The 18589-nt window shown below is 71.2% G+C and carries 17 protein-coding genes and 1 tRNA gene; 10 read left to right on the forward strand and 8 right to left on the reverse strand.

What is annotated here, in order from left to right; genetic code table 11:
* Positions 1 to 55: 55 nt before the first annotated feature.
* Positions 56 to 754 (reverse strand): DUF5324 family protein, encoded by a 699-nt coding sequence (locus ACY1JF_RS09910; protein ID WP_462704634.1) that lies wholly within the window; start codon positions 752 to 754, stop codon positions 56 to 58.
* A 349-nt stretch (positions 755 to 1103) separates the two neighbouring features.
* Between ACY1JF_RS09910 and ACY1JF_RS09915 the strand changes: the two genes are divergently transcribed.
* A complete protein-coding gene (locus ACY1JF_RS09915; protein ID WP_462704635.1) occupies positions 1104 to 1637 on the forward strand; it encodes a peptidylprolyl isomerase in 534 nt (177 codons plus the stop codon).
* A 111-nt stretch (positions 1638 to 1748) separates the two neighbouring features.
* On the forward strand, positions 1749 to 2645 hold the full coding sequence (locus ACY1JF_RS09920; protein WP_462704636.1) for a rhomboid family intramembrane serine protease: 897 nt from the start codon (positions 1749 to 1751) through the stop codon (positions 2643 to 2645).
* A gap of 256 nt (positions 2646 to 2901) precedes the next feature.
* Here ACY1JF_RS09920 and crgA read toward each other — a convergent pair whose 3' ends face one another.
* Complete coding sequence (gene crgA, locus ACY1JF_RS09925; protein ID WP_215170380.1) at positions 2902 to 3156, reverse strand: cell division protein CrgA; 255 nt, start codon at positions 3154 to 3156, stop codon at positions 2902 to 2904.
* Between the two features lie 101 nt (positions 3157 to 3257).
* Between crgA and ACY1JF_RS09930 the strand changes: the two genes are divergently transcribed.
* The 5 genes from ACY1JF_RS09930 to ACY1JF_RS09950 all read left to right on the forward strand — a co-directional run bounded on the left by ACY1JF_RS09930 (position 3258) and on the right by ACY1JF_RS09950 (position 6866).
* Positions 3258 to 4037: a DUF881 domain-containing protein gene (locus ACY1JF_RS09930; protein ID WP_462704638.1), complete on the forward strand. Its 780-nt coding sequence runs from the start codon at positions 3258 to 3260 to the stop codon at positions 4035 to 4037.
* A gap of 88 nt (positions 4038 to 4125) precedes the next feature.
* On the forward strand, positions 4126 to 4323 hold the full coding sequence (locus tag ACY1JF_RS09935; RefSeq protein ID WP_462704639.1) for a hypothetical protein: 198 nt from the start codon (positions 4126 to 4128) through the stop codon (positions 4321 to 4323).
* Entirely contained in the window at positions 4320 to 4958 is a 639-nt protein-coding gene (locus tag ACY1JF_RS09940) for an aminodeoxychorismate/anthranilate synthase component II (protein ID WP_462704640.1), read from the forward strand. The genes ACY1JF_RS09935 and ACY1JF_RS09940 overlap by 4 nt, the downstream gene beginning before the upstream one ends.
* Positions 4955 to 6079 (forward strand): class E sortase, encoded by a 1125-nt coding sequence (locus tag ACY1JF_RS09945; protein WP_462704641.1) that lies wholly within the window; start codon positions 4955 to 4957, stop codon positions 6077 to 6079. Before ACY1JF_RS09940 ends, ACY1JF_RS09945 begins: the two co-directional genes overlap by 4 nt.
* A 13-nt stretch (positions 6080 to 6092) precedes the next feature.
* On the forward strand, positions 6093 to 6866 hold the full coding sequence (locus ACY1JF_RS09950; RefSeq protein ID WP_462704642.1) for a class E sortase: 774 nt from the start codon (positions 6093 to 6095) through the stop codon (positions 6864 to 6866).
* A 74-nt stretch (positions 6867 to 6940) separates the two neighbouring features.
* Here the strand turns inward: ACY1JF_RS09950 and pknB are convergent, their stop codons facing one another.
* From pknB to ACY1JF_RS09980, 6 genes are all read right to left on the reverse strand, one after another.
* Positions 6941 to 8953 carry a Stk1 family PASTA domain-containing Ser/Thr kinase gene (gene pknB, locus ACY1JF_RS09955; RefSeq protein WP_462704643.1) on the reverse strand — a complete coding sequence of 671 codons (2013 nt, stop codon included), beginning with the start codon at positions 8951 to 8953 and terminating at the stop codon, positions 6941 to 6943.
* A gap of 190 nt (positions 8954 to 9143) precedes the next feature.
* The gene (locus ACY1JF_RS09960; protein WP_462704644.1) at positions 9144 to 10616 is read right to left on the reverse strand and encodes a peptidoglycan D,D-transpeptidase FtsI family protein; all 1473 of its coding nucleotides are present in this window, start codon (positions 10614 to 10616) and stop codon (positions 9144 to 9146) included.
* Positions 10613 to 12046 carry an FtsW/RodA/SpoVE family cell cycle protein gene (locus ACY1JF_RS09965; RefSeq protein ID WP_462704645.1) on the reverse strand — a complete coding sequence of 478 codons (1434 nt, stop codon included), beginning with the start codon at positions 12044 to 12046 and terminating at the stop codon, positions 10613 to 10615. The genes ACY1JF_RS09960 and ACY1JF_RS09965 overlap by 4 nt, the downstream gene beginning before the upstream one ends.
* 27 nt (positions 12047 to 12073) lie before the next feature.
* A complete protein-coding gene (locus ACY1JF_RS09970) occupies positions 12074 to 13612 on the reverse strand; it encodes a Stp1/IreP family PP2C-type Ser/Thr phosphatase (RefSeq protein WP_462704693.1) in 1539 nt (512 codons plus the stop codon).
* A gap of 144 nt (positions 13613 to 13756) precedes the next feature.
* On the reverse strand, positions 13757 to 14269 hold the full coding sequence (locus tag ACY1JF_RS09975) for an FHA domain-containing protein FhaB/FipA (RefSeq protein ID WP_462704646.1): 513 nt from the start codon (positions 14267 to 14269) through the stop codon (positions 13757 to 13759).
* Between the two features lie 10 nt (positions 14270 to 14279).
* On the reverse strand, positions 14280 to 15155 hold the full coding sequence (locus tag ACY1JF_RS09980; RefSeq protein ID WP_462704647.1) for an FhaA domain-containing protein: 876 nt from the start codon (positions 15153 to 15155) through the stop codon (positions 14280 to 14282).
* 479 nt (positions 15156 to 15634) lie between these two features.
* Between ACY1JF_RS09980 and ACY1JF_RS09985 the strand changes: the two genes are divergently transcribed.
* The 3 genes from ACY1JF_RS09985 to ACY1JF_RS09995 all read left to right on the forward strand — a co-directional run bounded on the left by ACY1JF_RS09985 (position 15635) and on the right by ACY1JF_RS09995 (position 18578).
* Positions 15635 to 15721, forward strand: a tRNA-Leu gene (locus ACY1JF_RS09985).
* 319 nt (positions 15722 to 16040) lie between these two features.
* Entirely contained in the window at positions 16041 to 17558 is a 1518-nt protein-coding gene (locus ACY1JF_RS09990; RefSeq protein ID WP_462704648.1) for a DUF2252 domain-containing protein, read from the forward strand.
* 177 nt (positions 17559 to 17735) lie between these two features.
* Positions 17736 to 18578, forward strand: a complete 843-nt coding sequence (locus tag ACY1JF_RS09995) for a hypothetical protein (protein ID WP_462704649.1) — start codon at positions 17736 to 17738, stop codon at positions 18576 to 18578.
* Positions 18579 to 18589: the final 11 nt, after the last annotated feature.

Raw genomic sequence — 18589 nt, forward strand, 5'->3', positions numbered from 1 at the left:
CGGGAGAGTCCGGCTCTCCCGCCCCGCGGCGGTGTGTTCGCCCCAGCGCCGGCCGTCAGCGCTGGTCGTCGCCCTCGGTGGCCTCGTCCTCGGCCTGCTTGGCCTCCACCTCGGGGTCGAGCGACGCCCCGCTGCCGTCCACCGACGTCAGCCGGCCAGGCTCCGGGACCTCCGTCGCCTCCGGCGGCTCGACCAGCCAGTCCGGGTTGGCCTGCTTGTCCCACCACTTCCACGCGGCGAAGGCGCCGCCGGCCACGAGACCCAGGACCGCCAGCACCCGGACGGCCCGGCCGGCCTTCGCCCGCCGCTCGTGCTTGCGGGCCAGCTTCCGGATCTCCTCGGCCGAGACCTGACCGCGCAGCGCCGCCAGCGCGGCGGCACCGCGCAGCGCCGCCTCGTCCCGGACGGGAGCGGCCGCCGCCACCACCTGCTCGATCTTGGGCCGGGAGTACTCGGCCGCCTGCCGGGCGGCGATACGGGCACGCAGGGCGGCCTCATGGGCGGCCAGGTCCACCTTGGGCGGCACATGCGAGAGGGCCTGCTCCAGCCGTGGCGCGACATGCGCGCCGTACTGCAGCCGCGCCTGATCGGCGGCCAGAGACACCTTGGGCGCCAGCCGTACGCGCGCCTCGTGTGCGTAGTGCGCAGCCCTGTCCTTGGCCGTGTCGGCGTAGGGCGCCACCACTTCCGCGGCGTGCAGCACGCTGTCCTTCGCCGAACCGGTCGCGGCGCGCACGCTGTCGATGCGGGTCACGGGTTCCTCCTCCTCGGTGGCGTACGGTAATTCGACTTTCCACCCTTTTACGGATCATGCCTGTCGGCACACCGACGGGCATGTGAGAGCGGGCATCCGGGTCATGACGAGCGGCACCGGAAGACGCTCCACGGGTGATCCACCGCGATAGCGGGTGAATACGGGGCAACGGGAGCTTGCCGTCGACAATGCCACGGATCGCCGCGCACCGCCCCCAGCACGGGAGTACTCGGCCGGATTTCCGCAAGCGACACGCGCTGAAGAGGGACAACGACCGGTCGCTGGGCGACGCGCGCGGCCGGCCGTGCGAGGATCGGGGAGTCACAAGGAAGACAACGGAAGGCAGATCGTGGCTGAGCAGCTTTACGCCACCCTGAAGACCAACCACGGCGACATCAACGTCCGGCTCCTGCCGAACCACGCCCCCAAGACGGTCAAGAACTTCGTCGAGCTCGCCAAGGGCGAGCGCGAGTGGACTCACCCGGCCACCGGCCAGAAGTCCACGGACAGGCTCTACGACGGGACGGTCTTCCACCGGGTGATCAGTGGGTTCATGCTCCAGGGCGGCGACCCGCTGGGCAACGGCACCGGCGGTCCCGGTTACCAGTTCGAGGACGAGTTCCACCCGGACCTCGCCTTCGACAAGCCCTACCTGCTGGCCATGGCGAACGCCGGTCCGGGCACCAACGGCTCGCAGTTCTTCATCACCGTCGCCCCGACGACGTGGCTGAACCGCAAGCACACCATCTTCGGTGAGGTCGCCGACGAGGCCAGCCAGAAGGTCGTGGACTCCATCGCCACCACGCAGACCAACCCGCGCACCGACCGCCCGGTGCAGGACGTCGTCATCGAGACGGTCGTCGTGGAGACCCGCGAGGGCTGAGCCACCCCCGCCGGCGCCGGCGCGACCGGCCGCCACGGGAACCTGACGCCCCGCTCATCCGTAGGGATGGGCGGGGCGGGCGCATTCACACGACGACGGAGGGGACACCTCATGGACCAGGCAGCGGGAGGCACTCCACAGGAGGCGGCCGGGTCACCGCCGACCTGCTACCGCCACCCGGACCGCGCCACCGGCGTCCGCTGCACCCGCTGCGAGCGCCCGGTCTGCCCCGAGTGCATGATCGACGCCTCCGTCGGTTTCCAGTGCCCCGACTGCGTCCGCGGCGGCTCCGGCACCGGCCACGCCCCCGCCGCGAGCCGGCCCCGCACCCTCGCGGGCGGCACCGTCACCGCGGACCCCAAGCTGACCACCAAGATCCTGGTCGGTCTCAACCTCGCGTTCTTCCTGGTCCAGCTCACCGTCGGCGACCGCTTCACCGAGCGGTTCGAACTCATCGGCCAGGCCTACGTACCGCTGCTCGGCTCCGTCGAGGGCATCGCCGAGGGCCAGTGGTACCGCCTGCTCACCGCGGTGTTCCTGCACGGCAGTTACCTCCACGTCATCTTCAACATGCTGAGCCTGTGGTGGATCGGCGGTCCCCTGGAAGCGGCCCTCGGCCGGGCCCGCTACCTCGCGCTCTACGTCCTGTCCGGACTGGCGGGCAGCGCCCTCACCTATCTGATCGCCGCGCCCAACCAGCCCTCGCTCGGCGCCTCCGGTGCCGTCTTCGGCCTCTTCGGCGCCACCGCGGTGCTGATGCGCAGGCTGCGGTACGACATGCGGCCGGTCATCGCCCTGCTGGCGATCAACCTGATCTTCACCTTCAGCCCGGGCTTCAACATCGCCTGGCAGGCCCACGTCGGCGGCCTCGTCGCCGGTGTGGTGATCGGGTACGCCATGGTCCACGCCCCGCGGCAGCGGCGCTCGCTCGTCCAGTACGGGACCTGTGCGCTGGTGCTGGTGATCGCGCTCGCCCTGGTCCTGATCAGAACGGGACAGCTCACCTGAGCGCTGGTTGTCCACATCGGTGCCGGATCTTGTGCACAGGGCGTGGGAACGTGTACGCCCCCTGTCACCGGCCCGCGTTACCGCAGGTCAGCCGGGGGCGAACGCGCTTTCGGTTACTAGTGTGACTGTCGTACCGGCGTCAACGTCCAGCAAGTTATCCACAGATTGTCGTTTCTTTTCCCCAGCGTGTGGACAGCCCCTGTGGATAACTCGGTGGACAGTCGCGGGCGGCACCGCGCTCAGCGGGACGCGGGCGTCACTTCCACTGCGTGGAGACGCCGAACCCGGCGGCGATGAAGCCGAAGCCCACCACGATGTTCCAGTTGCCCAGGCTCTCCACCGGCAGCGAGCCGTCGGTCACGTAGAACACCACGATCCAGGCGAGGCCGATGAGGAACATGGCCAGCATGACGGGGGCGACCCAGGCACGGCTGTTCAGCTTGATGCTCGTCGACTGCTTCGCCGGCGGCGGCGTGAAATCGGCCTTCTTGCGGATACGTGACTTCGGCACGAGGGTCTCTCCTGTCGATGCGCTGCGTGGCCGCGCAGGGAACTGGGTCCGGGCGTCCGTTAGCGTAGTGCTTCCGCGGCGCCGAAGGAGATAAGGGTACGTTGAGCAATCCTGCCGACTCCTCCCAGGCCGGTCCCGGTCCTGCCCGCCGGCACCGTTTCCGGCCGGTACGGGCGCTGACCGCGGCCGTCTTCGCGCTCGCCGGGCTGATCTTCTTCACCAGCTTCGACACGGCCAAGGGCACCGACATCCGCACCGACGACTCCCTGCTGAGGCTCTCCGACCTCATCCAGGAGCGCAGCCGGGACAACGGGGCGCTGGACGAGTCCAACGCCGCCCTGCGCGACGACATCGAGGCCCTCGCCGAGCGCGACGACGGCAGCACCGGGGCGGAGGACGACAAGCTCGCCGCGCTGGAGCGGAGCGCCGGCACGCAGGAGCTGAAGGGCGAGGCGCTCACGGTCACCCTGGACGACGCCCCGCCGGACGCCACCGCCAAGCTGCCCGGTTACCCCGAGCCGGAGCCCGACTACCTGGTGATCCACCAGCAGGACCTGCAGGCCGTGGTGAACGCGCTGTGGCAGGGCGGCGCCCGGGGCATCAAGGTCATGGACCAGCGGCTGATATCCACCAGCGCCGTGCGCTGCGTGGGCAACACGCTGATCCTCCAGGGCCGCGTCTACTCACCGCCGTACAAGGTCACGGCGGTCGGCGACCCGGAGAAGCTGAAGGAGGCGCTGTCGGCGTCCCCGGCGATCCAGAACTACATGGTGTACGTCAACGTCTACGGACTCGGCTGGAAGGTCGAGGAGGACGGCGCGGTGACGCTGCCCGGCTACTCGGGCGCGGTGGACCTGCACTACGCCGAGCCCGTGGAGTGACCGCCCCCCGCGCACCGGCATCCGCCAGCCGCCGTGGCTTTCCTGCGGCCTGAGCCGAACGGCAGGCCCTAGTCTGGTGGTGTACGGCGTGATTCTGGTGCCGTGGTGCGACGGAAGGGACGGCATGTACGGCTGGATCTGGCGGCATCTGCCGGGAAACGTGTGGGTGAAGGCGTTGCTCTCCCTGGTGCTCGTCGTGGCCGTGGTCTACGTCCTGTTCCAGTACGTCTTCCCGTGGGCCGAGCCGCTGCTTCCCTTCAACGATGTGACGGTGGACAACCAGTGAGTGCGCGGATTCTCGTCGTCGACAACTACGACAGCTTCGTCTTCAACCTGGTCCAGTACCTGTACCAGCTGGGCGCCGAGTGCGAGGTGCTGCGCAACGACGAGGTGTCCACGGCGCACGCCCAGGACGGCTTCGACGGGGTGCTGCTGTCGCCGGGGCCGGGCGCCCCCGAGCAGGCCGGCGTCTGCGTGGACATGGTCCGGCACTGCGCGGCGACCGGGGTGCCGGTCTTCGGGGTCTGCCTCGGCATGCAGTCGATGCAGGTGGCCTACGGCGGCGTGGTGGACCGGGCGCCGGAGCTGCTGCACGGCAAGACCTCGCCGGTCGAGCACGGGGGCAGGGGCGTCTTCGCGGGCCTGCCCTCGCCCTTCACGGCGACGCGCTACCACTCGCTGGCCGCCGAGCCGGTGACGGTGCCGGCCGAGCTGGAGGTGACCGCCCGCACGCCCGACGGGATCGTGATGGGGCTGCGGCACCGGGAACTGCCCGTCGAGGGCGTGCAGTTCCATCCCGAGTCGGTGCTGACCGAGCACGGACACCTGATGCTGGCCAACTGGCTGGCGGAGTGCGGCGACGAAGGCGCGGTGGCGAGGTCCGCGGGGCTCGCCCCGGTGGTGGGCAGGGCCACGGCGTGACCGCGCTGCGCCCCGAGCGGGAGTCCGGCGCCGAGGTGCCCGGGGGATCGTTCGCGGACGCCCCGGCGCACGGTGACGCCGGCCCCGCGGGGACCCCGTACGGGCAGGAGCCGTACGGGGACCCGGGGGCGCCCGGGGGCGGCGGCCGGTACGGCGACGAGACGGTGGCGCTGCGGGTGGTGGACCCGGCGGCGCGGACGAACGCCGAGCGGGCCCCCTCCGCGCCGGCCCCGGGCGGTACCCCCTCCGCGCCCGCTCCGGGCGGCCGTGCGGCCCGCAGGAAGGCCGCCAGACGGCGTCAGGGCGGCCGTGGGGCCTCGCGCAGGGCCTCGGGGGCTTCGGGCGCCGCCAGGGCGTCCGCGGGCCCCGTGGAGCCGCAGGGGGGCGACGAGGGTCCGAGAGCGCCCCTCACGCGGGTGGAGGCGCGGCGGCTGGCCCGGGCGCGCAAGCCGAGCCCGGCGACGGTCGCGAGCCGGGTGATCGGCGAACTGTTCATCACCACCGGCGTGCTGATGCTGCTGTTCGTCACCTACCAGCTGTGGTGGACGAACGTGCGGGCGCAGGCGCAGGCCGACAGGGAGGCGAGCAGCCTCCAGGACGGCTGGGCCGACGGCGAGCGCGCCCCGGGGACCTTCGAGCCGGGACAGGGCTTCGCGCTGCTGCACATCCCCAAGCTGGACGTCGTGGTGCCGATCGCCGAGGGCACCAGCAAGGAGAAGGTGCTCGACCGGGGCATGGTGGGGCACTACGCCGAGGGCGCGCTGAAGACGGCGATGCCGGGCGACCGGACCGGCAACTTCGGGCTCGCCGGCCACCGCAACACCCACGGCGAGCCGTTCCGGTACATCAACAAGCTCCAGCCGGGCGATCCGATCGTCGTGGAGACGCAGGACGACTACTACGTCTACAAGATGGCGTCGATCCTGCCGGTGACGTCGCCGAGCAACACCAGCGTGCTGGACCCGGTCCCGCAGCAGTCGGGGTTCACGGGGCCCGGCCGCTACATCACGCTCACCACGTGCACGCCGGAGTTCACCAGCAAGTACCGGATGATCGTGTGGGGCAAGATGGTCGAGGAACGGCCGCGCAGCAAGGGCAAGCCGGACGCACTCGTCGATTAAGGGCAGATGACCAGTGGCAGCGACCACCGATACCGAGCACGACCCCGAAGAGCAGGCCGGCACGCCCGGTTCCGCGGAGCCGGCGTCGCCCCGTCCGCGCGGTCGCGGCCGGATCGCGCCGGCCGTCGGTGTCTTCGGTGAACTCCTCATCACGGCGGGCCTGGTGATGGGCCTGTTCGTCGTCTACTCCCTGTGGTGGACGAACGTCATGGCGGACCGCGAGGCGGACCGGCAGGGCGACGAGGTCCGGGACGACTGGGCACGGGGCGGGGAGGGCACGGGCGGCCCGGCGGAGTTCGACACCAAGGCCGGCATCGGCTTCCTGCACGTCCCGGCGATGGGCAAGGGCGAGATCCTGGTCGAGAAGGGCACCTCGATGAAGGTCCTGAACGACGGCGTCGCCGGCTACTACACCGACCCGGTCAAGGCGGAGCTGCCCACGACCGGCAAGAAGGGCAACTTCTCGCTCGCCGCCCACCGGGACGGGCACGGCGCCAAGTTCCACAACATCGACAAGATCGAGAAGGGTGACCCGATCGTCTTCGAGACGAAGGACACCTGGTACGTCTACAAGGTCTACGGCATCCTGCCCGAGACCTCGAAGTACAACGTCGAGGTCCTCGGGAAGGTCCCGCAGGGGTCCGGCAAGAAGAAGGCCGGGCACTACATCACGCTGACCACGTGCACGCCGGTCTACACGAGCCGCTACCGGTACATCGTGTGGGGCGAGCTGGTGCGCACCGAGAAGGTGGACGACGAGCGGACGGTGCCCGAGGAACTGCGCTGAGCGGCGAAGACGGCGAGAGCCCCGGTCCGCGGAACGCGGACCGGGGCTCTCGCCGTGGTGGCGGGCGGCGGGCGTCAGCCGCCGAAGCTGTCCCACCAGTTGCTGCTGTCACCGTTGCCGTTGCCGTTGCCGTTGTTGCCGTTGTCGTCGTCGGTCGCCGCAGTGGCGACCAGGCTGACCTTGTCGCCCTTCTTGACCTGAGTGTTCTCGGTCGGGTTGCTCGCGACGACGGTGGCGTCGTCCTCCTGCGAGCCCGCGATGCCCGACAGTTCGAGGCCGGCCCCCGACAGGACGTCCTTGGCCTCGGCGACCGTCATGCCGGTCACCTTCGGCATCGCGAACGACGTCTCCTCGGCCGGGGCCTTGGCGATCTTCACGTCGACCGTGCTGCCGCGGTCCACGTCGGTGCCCGGGGCGAGCCCCTGCTCGAAGATCTTGCCCTCCTCCTGGGCGGTGGACTCCTCGGTGGTCTGGGTGCCGAGGACCAGGCCCTTGGCCTCCAGGACGTTCTTGGCCTCGGCCGGCGTCTTGCCCGTGACGTCGGGCACGGTCACCTGGGCCGTCTCCTTGGCCACGGTCAGGGTGACGGTGGAGCCCTTCTGCTTCGAGGTGCCGCCCGCGGGGTCCTGGGAGAGGACCGTGTCCGGCGTCGCGGTGGACTCCTGGGTCTTCTGCTCGACCTCGAAGCCCGCCTCCTTCAGCTCGGCCTCCGCGTCGTCGTAGCTCTGTCCCTCGACGTCGGGCACCTCGACCTTGGGGGCGCCGGTGGAGACCACCAGGTTGATGGTCGCGTCCTTGTCGACCTCGGCGCCGGCCTTCGGGTCCTGCGTGCAGATCTTGCCCTTGGGCTCCTCCTCGCAGGAGTCCTCGGTGAAGGCGACCTTCAGGTCCGCGTTGACGGCCTGCTGCTCGGCCTCCGCCTTGGTCTGGCCGACGAAGTTCGGCGCGCTGATCGTGCCGTCGTCGCCGCCGCCCCCGCCGAACAGCTGCCGGCCGATCAGGATCGCGCCGACCAGCACCAGGACGCCCGCGACGGCCAGCACGATCGTGGAGGTGTTGGACTTGCGCTTGGACGGGCGGCGCCGGTCGGGGCGCTCGTCGTAGCCGTAGCCGCCGTCGTCCGGGTTCATCGGCGGCAGCATCGAGGTGGCGGCGGCGCCGGAGTCGGAGCGCAGGGCCGTGGTCGGCTGGTCGTCGGGGTAGCCGCCGTAGCCGACGGCGCCCATCGCGGCGGTGGCGGCGACGGGCTGGCCGTCGAGGCAGGCCTCGATGTCCATGCGCATCTCGTCGGCCGACTGGTACCGGTAGTCCGGGTCCTTGGTCAGCGCCTTCAGCACGATCGCGTCCATCTCGGGCGTGATCTCGGGGTCGAAGACGCTGGGCGGCTGCGGCTCCTCCCGTACGTGCTGGTAGGCGACGGCCACGGGCGAGTCACCGACGAAGGGCGGGCGGACGGTCAGCAGCTCGTACAGGAGGCAGCCGGTGGAGTACAGGTCGGAGCGGGCGTCGACCTGCTCGCCCTTGGCCTGTTCCGGGGAGAGGTACTGGGCGGTGCCGATGACGGCGGCGGTCTGCGTCATGGTCATGCCCGCGTCGCCCATGGCCCGGGCGATGCCGAAGTCCATGACCTTGACCTGGCCGTTGCGGGTCAGCATGACGTTGGCCGGCTTGATGTCGCGGTGGACGATGCCGGCGCGGTGCGAGTACTCCAGCGCCTGGAGGATGCCGATGGTCATCTCCAGCGTCCGCTCGGGCAGCAGCTTGCGGCCGCTGTGGAGCAGTTCGCGCAGGGTGGAGCCGTCGACGTACTCCATGACGATGTACGGGATGGAGACCCCGTCGATGTAGTCCTCGCCCGTGTCGTAGACCGCCACGATCGCGGGATGGTTGAGCGAGGCGGCCGACTGGGCCTCCCGGCGGAACCGGGCCTGGAAGGACGGGTCGCGCGCCATGTCCGCGCGGAGCGTCTTCACCGCCACCTGGCGCCCGAGCCGGGTGTCATGCGCGTGGTAAACCTCCGCCATGCCACCACGGCCGAGCACCGGGCCCAGCTCGTACCGGCCGCCTAGGCGACGCGGCTCTTCCATAGCTACCTACCAGCCCTCTCCGTCGGTCCCGACCGGCCTGCTTGTACGGTCGGAGGCTGCCGTCCGGCCTACGGTACCCGGCCCGCTCCGTGCGGCCTGGCCAAGCCCGGTAGCCGATACACGACCGGTATCGCAACGTGCGTCGATGCGAAGGGGACGTGACATGATTCACGTCCCGTTCAGCCTGTGGTCACTTCTTGCTGTCGACGACGGCCTTCATGACGTTCTTCGCGATCGGCGCCGCGAGGCCGCCGCCGGAGATGTCGTCCCGGTTGGCGTTCTCGTCCTCGACCACCACGGCGACGGCCACCGGCGAGCTGCCGTCGCTCTGCTTGGCGTAGGAGATGAACCACGCGTACGGGTTCTCGCTGTTGTCGACACCGTGCTGGGCGGTACCGGTCTTGCCACCGACGGTGACGCCGTCGATCTGCGCGTTGGTTCCCGTGCCGTCCTCGACGACCGTCTCCATGATCGACTGGAGGATCTGGGCGTTGTCCGCGGACAGCGGCTTGCTCAGCTCCTCCGGCTCGGTCTTCTCGAGGGTGTCCAGGTTGGGGGCCTGCAGCTCGTCGACCATGTACGGCTGCATCAGCGTGCCGTTGTTGGCGATCGCCGAGGTGACCATGGCCATCTGCAGCGGGGTCGCGGCGGTGTTGAACTGGCCGATGGAGGAGAGCGCGACCTGCGAGGGCTCCATGTCGTCGGAGAAGACCGAGGCGCTGGAGCGGACCGGGACGAACTGCTCCTCGGTGAAGCCGAACTTCTTGGCCATCTCCAGCATCTTGTCGTTGCCGAGGTCGGAGCCGATCTTGCCGAAGACCGTGTTGCAGGAGACCCGCAGCGCCTCACGCAGCGAGGCGTTCTCACAGGGCAGGTCGCCCTCGTTGGGCAGCGTCGTCGTGGTCCCCGGCATGGTCCAGGGCAGCGGCGAGTCGGTCTTCTCGTCGGCGCTCTCGTAGAGGCCGTTCTCCAGGGCCGCCGCGGCGGTGAGGACCTTGAAGGTGGAGCCGGGCGGGTAGACCTCGCGCAGGGCCCGGTTCAGCGTCGGGTCGTCCTCGTTGTTCTCCTTCAGCAGCGACTTCCACGCCTTGGCGTCGGCGTCGCTGCCGCCGGCGAAGGTCGAGGGGTCGTACGACGGGTAGGAGGCCAGCGCCAGGATCTTGCCGGTGGACGGCTCGATGGCGACGACCGCGCCCTTGCCGCCCTGCGCCTTCAGACCGTTGTACGCGGCCTTCTGCGCGGCGGCGTTGAGGGTGGTGACGACGTTGCCGCCCTCCTTCTTCTTCCCCGTGAGCATGTCCAGGGTGTTGCGGAAGAAGAGGCGGTCGTCGTTGCCGGTGAGGATGCCGTCGTTGATCGCTTCGAGCTGGGTGGCGCCGTACGCCTGGGAGACGAAGCCGGTGACCGGCGCCCACATGGCGCCGTTCTTGTAGGTGCGCTTGTACTCGAAGTCGCCCTCGGTGGTGGCGTGTCCGGTGATGGCCTTGCCCTCGACGATGATGTCGCCGCGCGGGGAGGCGTACCGCTCGATGAGGACGCGGCGGTTCTTGTCGTCGGTCTTGAGCTCGTCGGCCTTGACGTACTGGAGCCAGTTGTCGCGGAGCAGGAGGGTGAGGACCAGGAGGCCGCAGAAGAGCGCGATGCGGCGCAGGGGCTTGTTCACGGTCGGACCACCTGGGTCATCTCGGCGTCGGGGTTGGCGGGGGCGGGGGCCGGACGGCGCGCGGTGTCGCTGATGCGCAGCAGGACGCCGATCAGGGCCCAGTTGGCGATGACGGAGGAGCCGCCGTACGCCAGGAACGGCATCGTCATACCGGTCAGCGGGATGAGGCCCATGACGCCGCCGGCGACGATGAAGACCTGGAGCGCGAAGGCGCCGGAGAGGCCGATGGCCAGCAGCTTGCCGAAGGGGTCGCGGGCGGCGAGGGCGGTGCGCACGCCGCGCTCCACGATCAGCGCGTACAGCAGGAGCAGGGCCATCAGGCCGGCCAGGCCCAGTTCCTCGCCGAAGGTGGCGAGGATGAAGTCGGAGTTGGCGGCGAACCGGATGAGGTCGGAGTGGCCCTGGCCCCAGCCGGTGCCCAGGGTGCCGCCGGAGCCGAACGCCCACAGGGCCTGCATGGCCTGCTCGGAGTGGCCGACGACGCCCTGCTGGGAGAGCGTGTACTCGCGCATCGGGTCGAGCCAGGCGTCGACGCGCTGCTGGATGTGGGGCTCGAAGCTGGCCACGCCGACGGCGCCGACGGCGGACATCAGCAGACCGAAGACGATCCAGCTGGTCCGCTCGGTGGCGACGTACAGCATGATCACGAACATGCCGAAGAACAGCAGCGACGTACCGAGGTCGGTCTCGAAGACCAGGATGAGGATCGAGACGATCCAGACCACCAGGATCGGGCCGAGGTCGCGCCCGCGGGGCAGGTAGAGGCCCATGAAGCGGCGGCTGGCCAGGGCCAGGGCGTCGCGCTTCACCATCAGGTAGCCGGCGAAGAAGATCGCGAGGACGATCTTGGCGAACTCACCGGGCTGGATGGAGAAGCTGCCGACCTTGATCCAGATCTTGGCGCCGTAGATGTTCTGGCCGAGGCCCGGGACCAGCGGCAGCAGCAGCAGGATCAGCGCGCCGACCATGGAGATGTAGGTGTAGCGCTGCAGGACGCGGTGGTCCTTGAGGAAGATCAGGACCGCGAGGAAGAGGGCGATGCCCATCGCGGTGTACATCAGCTGCCGGGGCGCGGCGGTACCGGCCTGCTCGATGGACTGCAGCAGGTCGGACTGGTCCAGGCGCCAGATCGCGACGAGCCCGAGGCCGTTGAGGAGCGTGGCCAGGGGCAGCAGCAGGGGGTCCGCGTACGGGGCGAACTTGCGCACCACCAGGTGGCCCACGGCGGCCAGCAGGCCGAGGCCCAGGCCGTAGCTCAGCAGCCCGGCGGGGACCGCGTCGTTGATGGCGAGGCCCACGTTGGCGTAGGCGAAGACCGGGATGACGACGGCGAAGACCAGCAGCGCCAGCTCGGTGTTGCGCCGGCTCGGCGCTCCGATGGCGCCGATCGTGGACGTGTGGTGCGTCGGCGAGTTGGAAGTACTGCTCATCGTGTGACAGGGCCTCTCACGGCTTGCCTACTGCTCACCGCACCGCGAGACGACCTTCTGCTCTTCCTCCGAGAGGGTGGGGCCGGCATCGGGGGTGGGTGCGGTCGTGGACGGGGACGGATCGGGCGTCTCGGTGGTCCCGGACGTGGCCGACGCGGTGGGCGTCGGGCTCGCCTTGGACGTGAAGGAGACAGGGTCGGTTCCGGTGCCCCCGGCCTCGCCCTCGCCCGTCTTCGCGTTGCTCTCGTTCTGCGTGGTGCGCCGTTCGGCCTGCTTCTGGCAGGCGGAGGCCTGTACGGCCAGTTCCTCGATCTTCCGCCGGGCGTCGCTGAGGTCGCCCTCGGCGATGGTCTCCTCGACCGACTTCAGCTGGTACGGCGGCAGGTACTTGAGTTCGATCTCGGGGTGGTCCTTCTCCACCTTCGACAGCGACACCCAGGCCAGGTCCTGGCTGATGCCCCGGTAGAGGGCGACGTGGTCGTCCTTGGCACCGACGTAGTACTGGGTCTGGGTCCAGCGGTAGCCGCCGTAGAGCCCGCCGCCGATGACGGCGAGGGTCAGGACGGAGTAGAAGGATCTCTTCAGCCAGCGGCGGTTCTTGCGCGGCTTGGTGAAGTCCTCGTCGCCGTAGTCGAGTCCGTCGGCGGGGATGTAGCCGGTGGTGTCGCCGCTGCCGGGCGGGCCGAACTCGCCGCCGCCCCCGGCTCCCCGGCGGCCGAGCCCGGAGGCCCGCCCCGCCGGGGTCTGCATGATGCCGTTGTCGCCGAACTGCGCCTGGTTCTCGGCGACGGCGCCGACCACGACCGGGGTGTCGGAGAGCTGCCCGGAGAGGGTGTCCCCGGTGTCCAGGTCGAGGACGTCGGCGATGATCACGGTGATGTTGTCGGGGCCGCCGCCGCGCAGCGCGAGCTGGATCAGCTCCTGGACGGTCTCCTGGGGGCCCTGGTAGCTGGCGAGGGTCTCCTCCAGCGTCTGGTGGGAGACGACGCCGGAGAGTCCGTCGGAGCAGATCAGGTAGCGGTCGCCGGCCCGCACCTCGCGGATGGACAGGTCGGGTTCGACGTGGTCGCCGCTGCCCAGCGCGCGCATGAGGAGGGAGCGCTGGGGGTGCGTCCCGGCCTCCTCCTCGGTGATGCGGCCCTCGTCGACGAGGCGCTGCACCCAGGTGTGGTCCTGGGTGATCTGGGTCAGTACGCCGTCGCGCAGCAGGTAGGCGCGGGAGTCGCCGACGTGCACCATGCCGAGCCGCTGGCCCGTCCACAGCAGGGCGGTGAGGGTGGTGCCCATGCCTTCGAGGCTGGGGTCCTCCTCGACCATCTGCCGCAGCTGGTCGTTGGCGCGCTGCACCGCGGTGCCGAGGGAGGTGAGGATGTCGGAGCCGGGCACGTCGTCGTCGAGGGCGACGATGGTCGAGATCACCTCGGAGGAGGCGACCTCGCCGGCGGCCTGGCCGCCCATGCCGTCGGCGATGGCGAGCAGGCGCGGACCGGCGTAACCGGAGTCCTCGTTGCCCTCCCGGATCATGCCCTTGTGCGATCCGGCGGCGAAGCGCAGTGACAGACTCATGCGCACCTCGCCCGTCGGCTGCTCCGGGTACAGCCGGTCGTGTCGAGCCACACTGCCCACCCTCCGGTCGGGAGCGCGCCGGGGCCCGGGGTGCCGGCCGCCGCCGCGTGCTCGCTCCGCTCGCGCTCATTCATTGGTGTAGCACTACTTCCGCAGCTCGATGACGGTCTTGCCGATGCGGATCGGCTGGCCCGGTGCGATGGGCGTGGGCGTCGTCAGCCGGGACCTGTCCAGGTAGGTGCCGTTGGTGGAGCCGAGGTCCTCGACGATCCACTGGCCGTCGCGGTCCGGGTAGATCCTGGCATGGCGGCTGGAGGCGTAGTCGTCGTCCAGCACGATCGTCGAGTCGTGTGCCCGGCCGAGCGTGATGGTCTGGCCCTGGAGGGCCACGGTGGTGCCCGTGAGGGTGCCCTCGGTCACCACCAGTTTGGTGGGAGCGTTGCGGCGGCCCCGGCCGCCGCTCGGCTGCTGGCGCTGCGGCGCGGGCGCCTGTCGTGCGGCCTGCTGCCGGTCCCGCCCGGTGTCCCGGCGCTGGCCGCGCTGGGTGACGCGCGTACCGAACAGGTCGCTGCGGATGACCTGCACGGCCACGATCACGAACAGCCACAGTACGGCGAGAAAACCCAGCCGCATGACCGTGAGGGTCAGCTCTGACATTGCCCCCGGATCACCCTTCGGCTTGCCTGTAGATAACGGTGGTACTGCCCACGACGATCCGCGAGCCGTCGCGGAGCGTAGCGCGGGTGGTGTGCTGCCCGTCCACCACGATGCCGTTGGTGGAGCCGAGATCCTGGATCGTCGAGGGCGTTCCGGTCCGGATCTCGCAGTGCCGCCGGCTCACGCCGGGGTCGTCGATCCGCACGTCGGCCTCGGTGCTGCGGCCCAGCACGAGCGTCGCGCGGGAGATCTGGTGGCGGGCACCGTTGATCTCGATCCAGTGGCGGGTGCGTCCGCCGGGTGCGGCCGCGGGGACCGGCGCGGCCGGTGACCGCGGGGCGCTCGCGGGCTGCGGATACCCGTAGGCGCCGCCCGCGCCGCGGGCGCCGGGCGGCGCGGGCGGCATCGGCGGGGCCGGGGAGGGGGCCGCGGCGGGCGGGTAGCCGTAGCCGCCGGGGCGGCCGGCCGGTGGTGCGGGCGGCGCGGTGGCCGCGGCCGGGGACTGCGAGCTGGAGGAGGCCAGGGTGCGGCTGCGGACCCGGTACAGGCCGGTGTCGAGGTCGTCCGCCTTCTCCAGGTTGACCTTGATCGGTCCCATGAAGGTGTAGCGCTGCTGCTTGGCGTAGTCGCGCACCATTCCGGCCAGTTCGTCGCCGAGTTGGCCGGAGTAGGGGCTGAGGCGCTCGAAGTCGGGCGTGCTCAGCTCCACGATGAAGTCGTTGGGCACGACGGTGCGGTCGCGGTTCCAGATGGTCGCGTTGTTGTCGCACTCGCGCTGCAGCGCGCCCGCGATCTCCACGGGCTGTACCTCGGACTTGAAGACCTTCGCGAAGGTGCCGTTGACCAGACCTTCGAGACGCTGCTCGAACTTCTTCAGGACTCCCATGGGGCACCTCCTCCGTCGCTGCCGTCCTGTTCACTGCCCTGCGTACTGCTGCCTTGCGTACTGCTGCCCTGCGTACCGCGTACTTGGTACTGCTTACTGATCGTATCCACGCGCGGGTCGATCGGCTGGTTCCCCCTGTCGGGCCGGTCGAAGGGTGTCGACGCCTCTCGGAGTTCCCGCTGGAGCTCCTCTTCGAACGCCGCGGGACGCGCTGTCGCGCGTACTCCTGCCCAGGATCGTAGAGCCGCTCGACGACCAGTGTCCCGCACCGGGCTGTGGACCCGGCCCGCGCACGGGAGGACGTGCCGGACCGGTACGAGGTTGATACGTGAACGACCGGCCACCGGGACGTGTCCGGGGGTACCGCCGGGAGGGCGGGGGAAGGGATGTGAACCCACCCCCGCCAGCGTGCTAATGTTCTGCATGTCGGAAGGCGCCGGGCCGCGAGAAGCGGATCGGAGCCGGAGGACACACCCAATGCGCGGGTGGCGGAATAGGCAGACGCGCTGGATTCAGGTTCCAGTGCCCGCAAGGGCGTGGGGGTTCAACTCCCCCCTCGCGCACCAGACGGAAGCCCCGTAGGTCTCAGACCTACGGGGCTTCCGCGTTGTGCGGTGCGCGCATTGTCGCGCGGCTGTGAGGAAGGTCTCACCGCCGGGGGGCTGTGCGGGCGGGGCGGGGGGTAGCTTCGAGGCGCGTCGTCGGCGGTGCGTGGTCGGCGGTGCGTGGTCGATGCGCGGGCGGCGCGTGAGTGGTGGGCGAGTGGTGTGCGGGCGGCGCGTGAGCGGTGTGTGGGCGGTGTGCGAGAGGCGCGCGAGCGGTGTGCGGAGGCACGTCGGAGCAGGGCGTACGGGTCATGACGTACGGGCGATCGGGAGGGACCGGATGACCGGGCTGTCGGCCGGGGCGGGTGCGGAAGCGGCGGCCGGGGGCGGTCCGCAGGGGGCCGCCGCGGGGGACGGGGCGCGGGGGCCGGTCGGGACGGACGGGGAACGGATACCGGCCGTGCCGGGGTTCGCGCGGCGGCCTGCGGGCGGGGGCGGAGCCGGGACCGGGGCCTGGGGCGGTGACGCGAAGGCCGAGGGCAAGGCGCTGCGGCGGCTGGTGCCGCGGTCCGCGCACGCGACGCTCGACCTGGACGCCGGGCGGCCCGACGCGGTGCGCGCGGTCGAGGAGTCCGGCCGGGGCCGCATACCGGAGCTGGCCCCGATACGGGTGGGACGCATGGCGGCCACCCCCTTCGCCTTCCTGCGCGGCACGGCCGGTCTGATGGCCTACGACCTGGCACGGACGCCGATGACCCGGATCACGGCGCAGATCTGCGGGGACGCGCACGCGGCCAACTTCGGCCTGTACGGCGACGCCCGGGGCGGACTGGTCATCGACCTGAACGACTTCGACGAGACGGTCCGCGGTCCCTGGGAGTGGGACCTCAAGCGGCTGGCGGCGTCGCTGGTGCTGGCGGGCCGGGCGGCCGGGGCCGACGAGGACACCTGCCGCGAGGCCGCCCACGACGCGGCGGGCGCGTACCGGCGCACGATGCGGCTGCTGGCCCGGCTGCCGGTACTGGACGCCTGGAACGCCATCGCCGACGAGGCGCTGGTCTCCCACACCGACGCCCACGATCTGCTGGGCACGCTGGAGCGGGTCGCGCAGAAGGCGCGGAGCAACACCAGCGGGCGGTTCGCGGCCCGGTCGACCGAGGTGACGCGGGACGGCGGGCGGCGGTTCGTGGACGCCCCGCCGGTGCTGCGGCGGGTGCCGGACGCGGAGGCGGCGGTGGTCGCGGCGGCGCTGGAGGAGTACCTGACGACGCTGCCGGAGGACCGGCTCCCGCTGCTCGCCCGGTACGCGGTGCACGACGTGGCGTTCCGGGTGGTCGGCACGGGCAGCGTCGGGACCCGGTCGTACGTGGTGCTGCTCCTGGACCACCGGGGCGAGCCGCTGGTGCTCCAGGTGAAGGAGGCGCGGCCCTCCGCGCTGGTGCCGCATCTGGCGACGGCCGGCTACGAGGTCCCCGCGGCGGGACACGAAGGACGCCGGGTGGTGCTCGGGCAGAAGCGGATGCAGGTCGTCAGCGACATCCTGCTGGGCTGGACGACGGTGGACGGACGGCCGTTCCAGGTACGGCAGTTCCGCAACCGCAAGGGCAGCGTGGACCCGGCCGCGCTCGCCGCCGACCAGATCGACGACTACGCGCGGATGACCGGTGCGCTGCTGGCCCGCGCCCACGCGCACAGCGCCGACCCGCGCCGGGTGGCCGGGTACTGCGGCAAGAACGAGGAGCTGGACGAGGCGGTGGCCGCGTTCGCCGTCGCCTACGCCGACCGCACCGAGGCGGACCACGCACAGCTGGTGGCGGCGGTGCGGGCGGGGCGGGTCGCCGCCGAGCCGGGGGTGTGAGGGTGCTGCGGGCGGGGCGGGTCGCCGCCGAGCCGGGGGTGTGAGGGTGCTGCGGGTGGGGCGGGTCGCCGTCGAGCCGGGGGTGTGAGGGTGCTGCGGGTGGGGCGGGTCGTCGTCGAGCCGGGGGTGTGAGGGTGCGGGCCGCGGCCGGCCGGAGGCAGGGCCTAGGGTGGGCGTGTGACGACCCCGGAAGCTGAGCAAAGCGGTGCCGCGCGGCCCGAGGAACGGCTGGAGAAGGCCGTACGGGCGGCCGAGCAGGCGCTCATCGAGTACGAGATCGCGGTGGAGACCTTCCGGGTGGAGGTCGACAACTTCTCCCGGCTGCACCACCAGCGGCTCGGTCCCGTCTACGCCCGCCTCGACGAGCTGGAGGCGCGGATCCTGGAGGCGAAGGCCGCCCGCAGCGGTGACCCGGAGGACCTGCGCCTGGCGGACGAGGCGCGGGCCCGGCTGATGCCGCTGCCGGGGGTCGAGGAGCTGCTGCACGGCTGGATGGACGGCGACGGGCTGTTCCCGGAGGCCACGGCGATGCTCACCGGGCAGGAGGTGCGGCCCCCGCAGCGGGTGCGGCCCAGCGAGGAGGCCCGCAAGCTGTACCGCGAGCTGGCCCGCCGGGCCCATCCCGACCTGGCGCAGGAGGAGGGCGAGCGGGCGCGGCGCGAGGAGTTCATCACCCGGGTCAACGCCGCCTACGCCCGCGGTGACGCGGCTGAGCTGCGGCGGCTGGCCGAGGAGTGGGACGCCGGACCGCGGCAGGAACGGGGACCGAGCCCCGCCGAGGAGCTGTACGCCCGGCTGGAGTGGCTGGCCGAGCGCAAGGAGATGCTCACCCGGGTCGCGAACGAGCTGGAGCAGAGCGCGATCGGCGGGATGCTGCGGCTGGCCCCGGACGATCCCGACAGGCTGCTGGAGGAGATCGCCGGGCAGCTGACGGCGCAGGTGGCCGAGCGGGAGGCGGAGCTGGCCGCGCTGCTGGGACAGGCCGGTCCGGACGCGGATTCCGGTAGCGTCGGAGCATGAGTTTCGGAGCT

The organism is Streptomyces sp. SYSU D01066-1 (genome assembly GCF_054956795.1).

Excerpts from the sequence above, each read along its gene's own strand:
- ACY1JF_RS09920 (WP_462704636.1), top strand. The coding sequence starts at position 1,749 with ATGGACCAGGCAGCGGGAGGCACTCCACAGGAGGCGGCCGGGTCACCG.
- ACY1JF_RS09965 (WP_462704645.1), bottom strand. The coding sequence starts at position 12,046 with ATGAGCAGTACTTCCAACTCGCCGACGCACCACACGTCCACGATCGGC.
- ACY1JF_RS09990 (WP_462704648.1), top strand. The coding sequence starts at position 16,041 with ATGACCGGGCTGTCGGCCGGGGCGGGTGCGGAAGCGGCGGCCGGGGGC.
- ACY1JF_RS09980 (WP_462704647.1), bottom strand. The coding sequence starts at position 15,155 with ATGGGAGTCCTGAAGAAGTTCGAGCAGCGTCTCGAAGGTCTGGTCAAC.
- pknB (WP_462704643.1), bottom strand. The coding sequence starts at position 8,953 with ATGGAAGAGCCGCGTCGCCTAGGCGGCCGGTACGAGCTGGGCCCGGTG.
- ACY1JF_RS09970 (WP_462704693.1), bottom strand. The coding sequence starts at position 13,612 with ATGAGTCTGTCACTGCGCTTCGCCGCCGGATCGCACAAGGGCATGATC.
- ACY1JF_RS09975 (WP_462704646.1), bottom strand. The coding sequence starts at position 14,269 with ATGTCAGAGCTGACCCTCACGGTCATGCGGCTGGGTTTTCTCGCCGTA.